General features: G+C 51.7%; 14 protein-coding genes. 7 read left to right on the top strand and 7 right to left on the bottom strand.

Features of this window, described 5'->3' with window-relative positions; translation table 11 throughout:
• Position 1: 1 nt before the first annotated feature.
• Positions 2–1405: a quorum sensing histidine kinase QseC gene (gene qseC / locus GA565_RS21535; protein WP_152200706.1), complete on the bottom strand. Its 1404-nt coding sequence runs from the start codon at positions 1403–1405 to the stop codon at positions 2–4.
• Positions 1402–2064: a quorum sensing response regulator transcription factor QseB gene (gene qseB, locus GA565_RS21540; RefSeq protein ID WP_152200708.1), complete on the bottom strand. Its 663-nt coding sequence runs from the start codon at positions 2062–2064 to the stop codon at positions 1402–1404. The genes qseC and qseB overlap by 4 nt, the downstream gene beginning before the upstream one ends.
• A gap of 185 nt (positions 2065–2249) precedes the next feature.
• On the opposite strand from qseB, the gene panB reads away from it, so the two are divergent.
• The 3 genes from panB to panD are packed head-to-tail and all read left to right on the top strand — an operon-like array spanning position 2250 to position 4348.
• Positions 2250–3044 (top strand): 3-methyl-2-oxobutanoate hydroxymethyltransferase, encoded by a 795-nt coding sequence (gene panB / locus GA565_RS21545; protein WP_152200709.1) that lies wholly within the window; start codon positions 2250–2252, stop codon positions 3042–3044.
• Between the two features lie 30 nt (positions 3045–3074).
• Positions 3075–3929 carry a pantoate--beta-alanine ligase gene (panC, locus tag GA565_RS21550; protein WP_152200711.1) on the top strand — a complete coding sequence of 285 codons (855 nt, stop codon included), beginning with the start codon at positions 3075–3077 and terminating at the stop codon, positions 3927–3929.
• Positions 3930–3967: 38 nt separating this feature from the next.
• The gene (gene panD, locus GA565_RS21555) at positions 3968–4348 is read left to right on the top strand and encodes an aspartate 1-decarboxylase (RefSeq protein ID WP_152200713.1); all 381 of its coding nucleotides are present in this window, start codon (positions 3968–3970) and stop codon (positions 4346–4348) included.
• A gap of 79 nt (positions 4349–4427) precedes the next feature.
• Here panD and GA565_RS21560 read toward each other — a convergent pair whose 3' ends face one another.
• Positions 4428–5198 carry an ABC transporter permease gene (locus GA565_RS21560; protein ID WP_152200714.1) on the bottom strand — a complete coding sequence of 257 codons (771 nt, stop codon included), beginning with the start codon at positions 5196–5198 and terminating at the stop codon, positions 4428–4430.
• Positions 5198–6121 carry an ABC transporter ATP-binding protein gene (locus tag GA565_RS21565; RefSeq protein ID WP_084983049.1) on the bottom strand — a complete coding sequence of 308 codons (924 nt, stop codon included), beginning with the start codon at positions 6119–6121 and terminating at the stop codon, positions 5198–5200. The genes GA565_RS21560 and GA565_RS21565 overlap by 1 nt, the downstream gene beginning before the upstream one ends.
• 136 nt (positions 6122–6257) lie before the next feature.
• Between GA565_RS21565 and can the strand changes: the two genes are divergently transcribed.
• The gene (gene can, locus GA565_RS21570; protein WP_152200716.1) at positions 6258–6911 is read left to right on the top strand and encodes a carbonate dehydratase; all 654 of its coding nucleotides are present in this window, start codon (positions 6258–6260) and stop codon (positions 6909–6911) included.
• Positions 6912–7049: 138 nt separating this feature from the next.
• Here the strand turns inward: can and hpt are convergent, their stop codons facing one another.
• Positions 7050–7586, bottom strand: a complete 537-nt coding sequence (gene hpt / locus GA565_RS21575; RefSeq protein WP_152200718.1) for a hypoxanthine phosphoribosyltransferase — start codon at positions 7584–7586, stop codon at positions 7050–7052.
• Between the two features lie 145 nt (positions 7587–7731).
• Positions 7732–9360, bottom strand: coding sequence for a multicopper oxidase CueO (cueO, locus tag GA565_RS21580; protein WP_152200720.1), 1629 nt, complete (start codon positions 9358–9360; stop codon positions 7732–7734).
• A 266-nt stretch (positions 9361–9626) separates the two neighbouring features.
• On the opposite strand from cueO, the gene GA565_RS21585 reads away from it, so the two are divergent.
• The 3 genes from GA565_RS21585 to speD all read left to right on the top strand — a co-directional run bounded on the left by GA565_RS21585 (position 9627) and on the right by speD (position 11862).
• Positions 9627–9974: a YacC family pilotin-like protein gene (locus tag GA565_RS21585; RefSeq protein WP_152200721.1), complete on the top strand. Its 348-nt coding sequence runs from the start codon at positions 9627–9629 to the stop codon at positions 9972–9974.
• A gap of 189 nt (positions 9975–10163) precedes the next feature.
• Positions 10164–11039, top strand: coding sequence for a polyamine aminopropyltransferase (gene speE, locus GA565_RS21590; RefSeq protein WP_152200723.1), 876 nt, complete (start codon positions 10164–10166; stop codon positions 11037–11039).
• A 28-nt stretch (positions 11040–11067) separates the two neighbouring features.
• Positions 11068–11862: an adenosylmethionine decarboxylase gene (speD, locus tag GA565_RS21595; RefSeq protein ID WP_152200724.1), complete on the top strand. Its 795-nt coding sequence runs from the start codon at positions 11068–11070 to the stop codon at positions 11860–11862.
• Between the two features lie 73 nt (positions 11863–11935).
• Here the strand turns inward: speD and yacL are convergent, their stop codons facing one another.
• Positions 11936–12301, bottom strand: a complete 366-nt coding sequence (yacL, locus tag GA565_RS21600; protein WP_152200726.1) for a protein YacL — start codon at positions 12299–12301, stop codon at positions 11936–11938.
• Positions 12302–12381: the final 80 nt, after the last annotated feature.

A 12381-nucleotide genomic window follows, 5' to 3' on the forward strand; every position in this document is an offset into this window, starting at 1 on the left:
TTTAGCAAACATTCAGCGAAACCCTTAACCCGCACTGTGGATTATTGGTATAGCTTACGCTTATACCGTGCAGTTGCGCGATGCGCAGTACGATTGAAATACCCAATCCACTGCCGCTCTGATCCTGACCTGGTGGGCGGTAAAATCGCTCGCCAAGTCTTTGTAATTGTTCGGTATTCATGCCTGGCCCGCGGTCCACGAGAGTCAGCCCTGAACGGCTAATCGTTACGCGAATTTCGCTGCCGCCGGGCGAATAACGAATGGCGTTATCAAGCAGATTGCGCAGCATCAGTGATAACAACAGCGCCTGCCCGCACATAGGCGGCGGTGTACCGTTATTTTCTAATATCAGCTCAATACCATTACGATGAGCCGCGGTGTCTTGTTCTATCAGTGTTTGCGTAACCAGCGCGAGCCAGTCAACCGGCCCCGTCTCATCGTGCGAGGCGTCAAGCGTAGTGAAGGACTCAAGGCGTGAAAGGGTTAGCAACTGATCGACCAAGCGCGTTGCTCGGTCAATGCTGGTCGTCAGGTTCTGCACGGCGTTGTCTCTTACCCGTGCGTCATCGCCGGCCAGCTGTACCACTTCGGTCTGCACCCGCAGCGCCGCCAGAGGGCTGCGTAACTCATGCGCTGCATCAGAGGTGAAACGGCGCTCGCGCACCAGCATGTCCTGAGTCCGGGCAAACAGCGCATTAAGTGACTGCACCAACGGCATGATTTCACCAGGCACTCGCTCTGTAGCCAGGGGCTGTGCATCATCTGCCGCGCGGCTCTGCAGCTCTTTGGCCACGCGCCGCAGAGGACGCAGTTCCAGACTGAGCATCACTATCATTGCCAGCATCAGCAGCGGCAGCGACGCCAGCCACGGAACCAGTTGCCCGCTGACCATGTCCCACGCCATATCACTGCGGTAATCGTATTCTTGCCCAACGGCAATGCGGTAATGGCCATCGGTCGAGGTCAGCCATAGCACGCGCCAGCTGTTGTCATCATCCTTGAGCTCAGTATCGATAAAACCGTGCGCCTCGGAATTAAAACGCATGGCTTTACCGTGCTCGCCGTCGTTAAGCAGCATGTGCCCCTGACGGTCAAAAATAGCAAAGGTCAGCGCGTCATCATCAGTATGACCGCGATGATGCTTATCGACCATGGCCTTAGTTTCAGGCATATTCTGCGTCTTTGCATCCAGCAGCATATCGCCAAGACCCGCCGTAGCGAGCCGTTTGGCAAACAGCATCTGCTGGGTATCAAAAACTTCATTAATCTTGTGCCGGGTCTGCTGCCAGGCAATGCTGCTGGCCACTGCCCAGGTAATAATTGCCAGTGCAGAAAAAAGTAAAATCAGCCGCAAACGCAGGCTCTTGTTCTTAAAACGCTTGCGCAGCTTGCTAAAAAAAATCATGTTTCATCACCCAGCACGTAGCCTACGCCGTGAACGGTGCGGATGCATCCGTTACCCAGCTTGCGTCGAAGATGGTGGATATGAACCTCAACCGCATTGCTACTGACCTCCTCATCCCAGCTGTAGAGCTTTTCCTGAATCAACTGGCGCGGCAACACGCGATTTTTATTGCGCAGAAACAGCTCCATTACCGCCACTTCACGCGGGGTAAGCACTATCACTTCGCCGTGAAGACTGACGCTGCGCCCTGCCGGGCAAAACTCGATGCCGCCGTGCTGAATTTTGGGCGTGACCTGCCCGTGACGGCGGCGAATCAACGCCTCTAATCTGGCTGCAACCTCGGCCAGTGCAAAAGGTTTGCACAAATAGTCATCGGCACCGGCCTGCAAACCGCCCACTCTCTCTTCAAGCGCGTCTCTGGCAGTCAGGATAAGCACTGGGGTGTCACGCCCTTCCTGACGCCATTGGCGCAGCAACAGCATGCCGTCGAGGCCAGGCAAGCTGAGGTCGAGCACCACCGCATCATAAGGTGCACTGTCGAGCGCATTCTTACCGGTAACGCCGTCGGTAAACCAGTCTAGAGTGAATCCCAGTCGTGTCAGGCCAACCTTAATCCCGTCGCCAATCATTTTGTCGTCTTCGATCAATAGAATCCGCATCTTTTGCTCATTCTCCTTGTTAAGGCTTGCAGAGACATCCTTAAATCAGTATACCCAAGCCTGATTAAGCAGTTCTTAAGATGTGCGATAACTCGCATCTTCCTTAAACGGGCTATTTGATTGAATGACCTTACAGTAGAATACCCGTCAGGTTATTTGACAGTTTATAAGGCTGAGAAATTACGATGAAAGCAACAACCATGAGCCAATTGCGCCAGTGGAAGCAGGAAAAGCACAAATTTGCGACCATTACCGCCTATGACGCCAGTTTTGCCCAACTCTTTGCCGAGCAGGGTATTCCCGTAATGCTTATCGGTGATTCGCTGGGTATGGTCGTTCAGGGTCAAGACTCGACGCTGCCGGTCATCCTTGAAGACATTGTTTACCACACTCGCTGCGTTCGCCGTGGTGCGCCAAAAGCCCTCCTGCTGTCTGACCTGCCGTTTATGAGCTACTCAACGCCGGAACAGACCTTCGACAGCGCCGCACAGTTGATGCGCGCCGGAGCCAATATGGTCAAACTTGAAGGTGGCAGCTGGCTGTGCGAAACGGTCGCCATGCTGACCGAGCGCGCCGTGCCGGTATGCGGTCATTTGGGCTTAACGCCTCAGTCGGTTAATATCTTCGGCGGCTATAAAGTTCAGGGTCGCGGTGAAGTCGCTGCAAATAAACTGCTGGAAGATGCGCTGGCGCTAGAAAAAGCCGGCATGCAGCTTCTGGTGCTCGAGTGTGTACCGGTTGAATTGGCGCGCCGCGTGACCCAAGCGCTGGCGATTCCGGTGATCGGCATTGGTGCCGGTAGCGCAACCGACGGCCAAATTCTGGTGATGCACGATGCCTTCGGCATTACCGGTGGGCATATTCCCAAGTTTGCCAAAGACTTCCTGGCTGAAGCCGGGGATATTCGCGATGCCGTGCGCTTATACGTTGAAGAAGTGGCGCAGGGTATTTATCCCGGCATTGAACACAGCTTTCAGTAAACACCTTGCAGTCTAGCGAGAGGCATAATTGTGTTAATCATTGAAACTATCCCCCTGCTGCGCCGGGAAATTCGTTTTTTCAAGCAGAATAACAAACGCATTGCGCTGGTGCCGACGATGGGAAATTTACATCAGGGCCACATGACGCTGGTTGACGAAGCGAAATCACGAGCCGATATTGTGGTCGTCAGCATCTTCGTCAACCCAATGCAGTTTGAACGCGCGGACGATTTGGAACGTTATCCACGTACGTTGCAGGAAGACTGTGAAAAGCTTAACAAGCGCGGCGTGGATTTGGTGTTTGCACCGATCCCGGCCGAGATTTACCCGAAGGGGCTGGCGGCGCAGACGCAGGTCGATGTTCCCGGTCTGTCGACTATTCTCGAGGGTGCGAGCCGTCCGGGGCATTTTCGCGGCGTATCCACTATTGTAAGCAAGCTGTTCAATCTGGTGCAGCCTGACGTCGCCTGTTTTGGTCAGAAAGACTATCAACAGTTGGCGCTTATTCGCGCAATGGTAGAAGATATGGGATACGACCTGGAGATTGTCGGCGTGCCCACCGTGCGTGCAAAAGACGGTCTGGCCCTGAGCTCTCGCAACGGTTATTTAACCCAAGATGAGCGCAAAATTGCGCCACAGCTGGCGAAAATCATGAATCAGCTTGCCACTCGCCTGACTCAGGGGGAGCGCCACGTTGAAGAACTGCTGGCCGATTGTGCACAGCAACTGCGCGAAGCCGGTTTCCAGCCGGATGAGCTGTTCATCCGTGATGCTAAAAACCTGCGTGATTTATCGGTCGACAGCACGTCGGCAGTGATTTTGATGGCTGCATGGTTAGGTAAAGCGCGGTTGATCGATAATCAGGAAGTGGATTTAACGGTTTAATTTATTCAATATTTCCCTGCGGGGAGAGGTTAAAGAATATGGTACGCACAATGCTGCAAGGTAAACTCCATCGGGTCCACGTGACTCATGCTGATTTACATTACGAAGGTTCTTGCGCCATCGATCAGGATTTTCTTGATGCCTCCGGGATCCTGGAATATGAAGCTATCGATATTTACAACGTGACCAACGGCAAGCGTTTTTCAACCTACGCGATTGCTGCAGAACGTGGATCACGCATTATCTCGGTAAACGGTGCGGCGGCGCACTGCGCCAGCGTCGACGATTTACTGATCATTTGCTCATACGTGCAAATGTCTGATGCACAAGCGCGTCAGCACAAGCCTAACGTGGCCTATTTTGAAGGCAACAATCAGCTAAAGCGCACAGCAAAAGCGGTGCCGGTTCAGGTCGCCTGACACGGTAATTAAACGTGTAAAAGCGGCATAAAAAAGGGGGGAGCCTGATAGGCTCCCCCCTTTTTATTGGCAATAATGCTTAGGTTCTCAGGCCGCGACCGCGTTCGATGAGATACCACGCCAGCAGATAGAAGGCCACGATAAATGCCACCAGCACGCCCATGGTGAACACCAACGGGACGTCTGAAATACCCAGAAAGCCGTAGCGGAAGCCGCTTATCATATAAACAATCGGGTTCAGCTTCGACACCGCCTGCCAGAAAGGCGGCAGCAGAGTCAGCGAATAAAATACCCCACCCAGATAGGTCAGCGGCGTGAGCACGAAGGTCGGGATCAGGCTGATATCATCAAAGGTGGTGGCAAACACGGCGTTAAGCAGTCCGCCCAGCGAGAACAAAATTGCCGTCAGCAGCAGTGTCAGGGCAATCACCCACCATGAATGAATGGTTAAGTGTACGAAAAACATCGAGATAACGGTCACCAAAATACCGACGCAAATACCGCGCGCCACGCCGCCGCCAACGTAACCGGCGATCACTACGTGGGTTGGAACCGGCGCCACCAGCAGCTCTTCAATGTTGCGCTGGAACTTGGCGCTAAAAAACGATGAGGCAACGTTGGCGTATGAGTTGGTGATAACCGACATCATGATAAGGCCCGGCACGATGAACTGCATATAGCTGAACCCGTGCATGTCACCGATGCGTGAACCAATCAAATTACCGAAAATCACAAAATAGAGAGACATGGTAATAACCGGAGGAACCAGAGTTTGCACCCAGATGCGTCCAAACCGATTAATCTCTTTCATCCAAATACTTTTAAGTGCCACCCAATAGAGTTGCGACATTATTTTTTACCCTCACTGCCATTTACCAGGGTGACAAACAGCTCTTCTAAACGGTTGGCTTTGTTACGCATACTCAGCACTTGTACGCCCTGCTTGCTCAATTGGCTGAACAGAGAATTAAGACCCTGCTCGCGCATGACTTCCACTTCAAGGGTTGAAGTGTCGAGCAGGCTGCTGTGGTAGCCTTCAAGCTGCGGAATTGCACTCTTTGGCGCCAGATCCAGCACGAAGGTTTCTGATTTCAACTTGGAAAGCAGCGACTTCATCGAGGTGTTTTCCACCAACTGACCGTCCTGAATAATGCCGATATTGCGGCACAGCATTTCCGCTTCTTCCAGATAGTGGGTGGTCAAAATAATCGTGGTGCCCTGCACGTTGAGCTCTTTCAAAAAGCCCCACATCGAGCGACGCAGTTCGATATCTACGCCCGCCGTTGGCTCATCCAGAATCAACAACTTTGGCTCATGCATCAATGCACGGGCAATCATCAAACGGCGCTTCATGCCGCCCGAAAGCATGCGGGAACGCTCGTTGCGCTTGCCCCACAGGTCAAGCTGAGTCAGGTACTTTTCGGCGCGCGAGATGGCGTCTGAACGCTTCACGCCGTAGTAACCCGCCTGATTCACCACCACCTGCATCACGGTTTCGAACGGGTTAAAGTTAAATTCTTGAGGGACCAATCCTAGTTGGCGCTTGGCGTTAACAATATCCTTGTCAATGTCGTAACCAAATACCCGAACCTTACCGGCTGACTTGTTCACCAGCGAACTGATAATGCCTATCGTGGTGGATTTTCCGGCTCCGTTAGGCCCCAGCAAGGCATAGAAATCGCCGGCTTCAACGCGCAAATCAATTCCGCGTAAAGCCTGTACACCGCCTGCGTAGGTTTTGGTTAACTTCTCCAGTTCTAAAGCGTATGTCATAAGTGAAGTCTTACCTTGTTTTTCAATGTATTGTTTTTTCAAGAATGGTATAGGTTGAGCAGAACTCTTGTGAAATTCATTGGAGTTGACCTATATTACCCCAACGTAGACGCTTTCTTACAGGCTAATAACTTTCATGAATGATATCGAAACACTGATCAGCAATAACGCCGCTTGGTCAAAAATTATGGAAGAGGAAGATCCTGGCTTCTTCGAACGCCTCTCTCTTGCTCAAAAACCACGCTTCCTTTGGATTGGCTGTTCCGACAGTCGCGTTCCCGCAGAACGTCTGACCGGACTCGAGCCTGGCGAACTGTTCGTTCACCGCAACGTGGCTAACCTGGTGATTCATACCGACCTCAACTGCCTGTCCGTGGTGCAATACGCTATCGACGTGCTTGAAGTCGAACACGTCATTATCTGTGGCCACCACGGCTGCGGCGGCGTGAAGGCGGCGATTGAAAACCCTGAATTGGGATTAATCGACAACTGGCTGCTGCACATCCGTGATATCTATTTCAAACACGGCAACGCGCTAAGCGAACTTGAGCCAGACGACCGTTTGAACAAACTTTGTGAACTCAACGTGATGGAACAGGTGTACAACCTAGGTCACTCAACCGTGATGCGCAGCGCGTGGAAACGCGGGCAAAATATCACTCTGCACGGCTGGGTTTACGGTCTTCAGGACGGACGTTTACGCGACCTCGACGTGACCTCGACCAGTCGTGAGATGCTCGAACAGCGCTATCACCGTGGCGTCGCAACGCTGATTGAACAGCCGAAATAAGCAGCAACTTTCGGCTTTCACCGCATAACAATAACGCCTCAGATTTTACAACGTCTGAGGCGTTAAAACGTTCCAGTATGTGCCCTACTCTATCAACGCCCCGTTTAAGGAACGCAGCAGGTGACGCAAGTGATGCGTTTATTCTTCCAGCATGGTGACTTTGCCGACATACGGCAGATGGCGATAGCGCTGCGCATAGTCGATACCATAACCCACCACAAACTCGTCAGGAATGGTAAAACCGACGTACTCAACGGTAACGTCAACCTCACGGCGCTGCGGTTTATCAAGCAGCGTACAGATAGCCAGTGACTTTGGCCCACGCAGCTGGAAAATCTCGCGCACTTTGCTCAGCGTATTGCCTGAGTCGATAATATCTTCGACGATCAGCACGTCTTTACCGCGAATATCTTCATCGAGATCTTTGAGAATTTTCACATCCCGCGTCGTGGACATGCCGTTGCCGTAGCTTGAAGCGGTCATGAAATCAACTTCATGCGGAACGTCAATGGCGCGGCATAGGTCGGCCATAAACATAAAGGATCCGCGCAACAGCCCCACCAAAACCATTTCACTGCCGCTGTCGCGATAGTGTTCAGTGATTTCGCGGCCCAACTCGGCAATACGGGTTTTTACTTCCTGCTCGGAAATCATTACGTCTACAGTGTGTTTCATATAAAGCCTGACCACCTAAAAAAAGAAATGAGTGCTGCCAGCATAATGATTGATGGCAGTCTTTATCGCGCAGGGAGTATATCAAAGAACGTTGCGCAACAGGTAGAACCTAGGCCTTAACGCCGCATAACCGACGGGTAGCCACTCATCCCACAGTGAAGGAAAGCATCATGCCGGTGTCCTCATGCTCTAACAGATGACAGTGCGCCATGTAGGCATGCTGCTTGTCGGCGAGATGGTCAAACCGCACTAACACTTCGCTACGCCCGCCTTCAACCCGCACGGTGTCTTTCCAGCCCTGACGATGTTTAGCGACCGGCTGGCCGTTTTCGGTAAGGATTCGGAACTGTGTACCGTGAATGTGGAAAGGATGCAGCATCATGTCGCCCTCTCCCGAAATAGTCCAACGCTCGTACTGCCCGCGTTTGACATCAAACGCTGGGTGGTTCATGTCATAGGCTTTGCCGTTGATTTTATTACCGTTCATAAAGTCAAAATGCGCTGCTCCCTGCGGCATAGACATGCCGGGCATGGCCTTCATGTTACCGTGGTCCATCGACGACATATTACCGTGACTGTCGCCTGACATACCGGGCATTGATGCCATCGCCTCATTACTGCCGTTACCCATGCTCATGCCTGCCATCGCGCCGTGGCCGTAGCGGTTCATCAGCGCCTGCATCCCCAGCTGGTCGAGCTGCGGGTCCATCATCAGTTGAAGCCAGCGCGTTGGCAATCCTTCAAGCGAAGGGAGCGCGGGTAGCGCAATCAGAGAGTCAGGCAGTACACCACCGGACTGCGTAGAGGTCGGCTGAATTTTTAACACTTGTACCGGCTGGTCGAAAGGCGCTAGCGTCATGCCCATTTGCTGTACCGGCAGTGTCACCAAGTCAAACGCTTTGCCATCGGAGCAATCGACCATCACTTCAAAACGTTCGCCCATCAGCATAGGAAGCTCGCTAACGTTAACAGGCTCAGGGAGGAAACCCCCGTCGCTGGCAATCACATACAGTGGGCGTTGGTCGCTGGTGGCCAAGCGAAGCGAACGGGCATTGCAGCCGTTGAGCAAGCGCAGCCGCAACCAGCCGCGAGATACGCCGTGCTGCGGATAAATCACACCGTTGGTTAACATATGCTGGCCAAACCAGCCAACCGCTGCGGTCATCACGTCGAGCTGATAGTCAATCTGACCCGCATCGTTGAGGCGCTTGTCCTGCAGAATAAGCGGGATATCGTCCACGCCCCAGCGCGAAGGGATCTGCAGTTTATCGCCCTCCTCATCTTCTATTAGCACCATTCCTGCCAACCCCATGGCCACCTGATAACCGCTGGTTTGATGGGGATGCGGATGGAACCAGCAGGTTGCCGCCCGCTGATCAATCGTGAAATGCATCTCGCGGCTGGCACCCGGAGCAATCATTGCTTGCGGACCGCCGTCGGCCTCGCCCGGTATTTCAAGCCCGTGCCAGTGAACGGTGCTGGCATCAGGCAAATTATTTTTAACGATAACCCCAACAGCCTTGCCGCGACGCAGGCGCAGCACCGGCCCCAACACATTGCCATTCACGCCCCAGGTGTGAGTATTTATGCCCGGTAAAAACGCGCTTTGCCCCTGCTGCAAATTCAGGCGATAGGTTCCTCTGACATCAGGCTGGAGAATTTCAGGCACCGGCAGCGCAGGCCGACTCGCCGCAAAGGCTTGCCTGCTCCAGGTCGGAAGGGCCGCAATTGCGCCGTACATGGCAGTCAGTTTAATGAAATCGCGACGATACATACTCGGTCCTTATACTAAGTCAGAGGAGAGGGGTTTTGCTTAGCCTAAACCTTAACCCAGGGTTAAGGTCAAGCCGATATAAGATATGAAAAAAACTGATGTAAAAGAAATTTATGTGCGCTGTGGCAAATATGGTAACGTCATTTTGATAAATTACGGGCCTAATCATTACTATGACGAATACTTTTATTGTGGCTATGACACGTTTACTCGCCAGACTCCGCTTTCAGGCAAAAATAAATTTACCCGCAAAAACAAGGCAGAGCATGAAAAAAACCACCCTGAGTCTGCTGTTGCTGACGTTACTCGGATTCTCCTCTGCCAGTCAGGCACTGAGTGAACCCGAAGCGGAAGATTTAGCGGATTTAACCGCCGTCTTTGTTTATTTGAAAAATAACTGCGGCTACGAGCAGTTACCGAACACGCAAATCAAACGCGCCATTATCTACTTTGCTCAACAAAATCATTGGGATCTGAGCAATTACGCCACCTATAACATGCAGTCAATGGGCGAAGACAGCTACCGCGACCTCAGCGGAATAGACGTGGCTAAAGCCGTAAAATGCAAGTCACTGGCGCGCGATTCGCTCGGCCTTTTAGCTTACAGTAACTAAATATCCCCTCCTCACCCCGAATTCCCCGGGGTGAGCTAAAATCTCTTTGCCGCGCTATCCAATTGAAATAAAAATCCGGCTAACACCACTTTTAATGGTAGAAATTCGGCGGTGCAAGCCTCGCTCGAGTTCGCTATCATAGCGCGCCCATTTTTCATGGCTGTGATTACTCAGGAGCAGTGCGAGATTATGTCTCAGAAAGTCACCCAAAAAGAAATTTGGCATGAAACGCTGCACGACAGTTTCGGCCAGTATTTCACTGTTGAAAAAGAGTTGTACCGCGACAAAACCGAGCATCAGGATTTGGTGATTTTCGAAAATGCCGCGCTGGGTCGTGTCATGGCGCTCGACGGTGTGGTACAAACCACTGAGCGTGACGAGTTTATCTATCACGAAATGATGACGCACGTGCCGCTTATGGCGCACGGCAAAGCCAAAAAAGTGCTGATTATTGGCGGCGGTGACGGGGGTATGCTGCGTGAAGTTTGCCGTCATACTGCGGTTGAGCGCATCACAATGGTCGAGATTGATGCAGGCGTGGTTGAATTCTGCCGCCAGTATCTGCCAAACCACAATGCGGGTTCCTACGACGACACCCGTTTTAATCTGGTAATTGATGACGGTGTAAATTTCGTCAATCAGACCACTGAAACCTACGACGTCATCATCTCCGACTGCACCGACCCTATTGGGCCTGGTGAAAGCCTGTTTACCTCAGCTTTTTATGAGGGATGTGCCCGCTGCCTGAATCCTGGCGGTATTTTTGTAGCACAGAACGGCGTCTGTTTCCTGCAACAGGACGAGGCGGTCAACAGCCATCAGAAACTGCAACACTACTTTAAAGACGTCAGCTTCTATCAGGCAGCTGTGCCGACCTACTACGGCGGTATCATGACCTTTGCCTGGGCCACCAACAATCTGGATTATCGCCACATTGATAACACGACGCTGCAGGCACGCTTTAATGCCTCGGGTATTACCACTCGTTACTACAATCCGGCAGTCCATCATGGCAGCTTTGCCCTGCCGCAATATTTACTGAATGCCCTGTCAGCCACTCGCTGAAACGGCATCCGTAAGGGGGTGAACTAAATTGCAAAAGCTGAAACTGCATGGTTTCAATAACCTGACCAAAAGCCTGAGTTTTTGTATCTACGATATTTGTTATGCCAAGACCGCAGACGACCGCGACGGCTATATCGCCTACATTGACAAAGAGTACAGCGCCAACCGACTGACGGAAATTCTCACCGAAGCCTGTTCGATTATCGGTGCGAATATCCTCAACGTGGCGCGTCAAGATTATGAACCACAGGGTGCCAGCGTAACGATTCTGGTCAGTGAAGAGCCGATGGATCCTAAGGATGTCGACACGTCAGAGCACCCAGGCCCGTTACCCAAGTCTGTGGTGGCGCACCTCGACAAGAGTCACATCTGCGTGCATACCTATCCCGAGAGCCATCCTGAGGGTGGACTTTGCACCTTCCGCGCGGATATAGAGGTGTCAACCTGCGGGGTAATTTCGCCGCTAAAAGCGTTGAACTATCTTATTCATCAGTTGGAATCTGACATCGTTACCATTGATTACCGCGTGCGGGGTTTTACTCGCGACGTGAATGGCGTTAAGCATTACATCGATCATTCAATCAATTCGATTCAAAACTTCATGTCTGAAAATATAAAATCGCTGTATCACATGCTGGACGTGAATGTTTATCAGGAGAATATTTTCCACACCAAGATGATGCTTAAAGACTTCGACCTAAAACATTATCTATTTAATGCCAAGCCTGACGAACTGAGCGCGGCAGACCACAAAGAAATTACCAGTCTGTTGTATAAAGAGATGCAGGAAATATATTACGGAAGAAACATTCCTCACCTCTAGCGTAAAATGGCCGCCCATCTTATTGATGCTGCGGCCTTTTTTGGGGCTTTTCCAGAGAGAATGCGTGGGGGAATTAGCGATAGGTCACGATAAAAGCGCGGTATTTTTCCAACACCAACAGAAAGTCTTCAACCCCGCAAAACGACAGGCTCTCTTCATCGTAGTAGTTCATGCCGTCTTCCATGCCGTCACTTTCCAAATCCAGCTGATTGGCTCTCACCATTACCTCTTCACCATCGAACCACAGCGTATATTCATGGCCCTCGAGCTGCCAGGTGCGTTCGCTGCCTTTTATCTCTTCGGCGGCGGCCTCAATTTTGTCGAGCAGGCTCAAATCACCTTTAATCTCTTCGTTCAGCCAGTGGCCGATCACTTCATGCCCCATTGAGAAACGGGCCTTTACTTGTCCGGTGATATCACGCATGAAATCATAGTCCATCGTCTTATCTCCCGATTGGCGTTAACGACGTGAAGTATAAACAGGCACGGTTAACAGGGCCTGAAATACAAAAGAAAAAG

It is taken from the genome of Rouxiella sp. S1S-2 (assembly GCF_009208105.1).
GTDB lineage: Bacteria > Pseudomonadota > Gammaproteobacteria > Enterobacterales > Enterobacteriaceae > Rouxiella.

Bases quoted from the DNA above. Each gene is read 5' to 3' on its own strand.
- qseC (WP_152200706.1), bottom strand. From the start codon at position 1,405: ATGATTTTTTTTAGCAAGCTGCGCAAGCGTTTTAAGAACAAGAGCCTG.
- qseB (WP_152200708.1), bottom strand. From the start codon at position 2,064: ATGCGGATTCTATTGATCGAAGACGACAAAATGATTGGCGACGGGATT.
- panB (WP_152200709.1), top strand. From the start codon at position 2,250: ATGAAAGCAACAACCATGAGCCAATTGCGCCAGTGGAAGCAGGAAAAG.
- panD (WP_152200713.1), top strand. From the start codon at position 3,968: ATGGTACGCACAATGCTGCAAGGTAAACTCCATCGGGTCCACGTGACT.
- GA565_RS21560 (WP_152200714.1), bottom strand. From the start codon at position 5,198: ATGTCGCAACTCTATTGGGTGGCACTTAAAAGTATTTGGATGAAAGAG.
- GA565_RS21565 (WP_084983049.1), bottom strand. From the start codon at position 6,121: ATGACATACGCTTTAGAACTGGAGAAGTTAACCAAAACCTACGCAGGC.
- can (WP_152200716.1), top strand. From the start codon at position 6,258: ATGAATGATATCGAAACACTGATCAGCAATAACGCCGCTTGGTCAAAA.
- hpt (WP_152200718.1), bottom strand. From the start codon at position 7,586: ATGAAACACACTGTAGACGTAATGATTTCCGAGCAGGAAGTAAAAACC.
- cueO (WP_152200720.1), bottom strand. From the start codon at position 9,360: ATGTATCGTCGCGATTTCATTAAACTGACTGCCATGTACGGCGCAATT.
- GA565_RS21585 (WP_152200721.1), top strand. From the start codon at position 9,627: ATGAAAAAAACCACCCTGAGTCTGCTGTTGCTGACGTTACTCGGATTC.
- speE (WP_152200723.1), top strand. From the start codon at position 10,164: ATGTCTCAGAAAGTCACCCAAAAAGAAATTTGGCATGAAACGCTGCAC.
- yacL (WP_152200726.1), bottom strand. From the start codon at position 12,301: ATGGACTATGATTTCATGCGTGATATCACCGGACAAGTAAAGGCCCGT.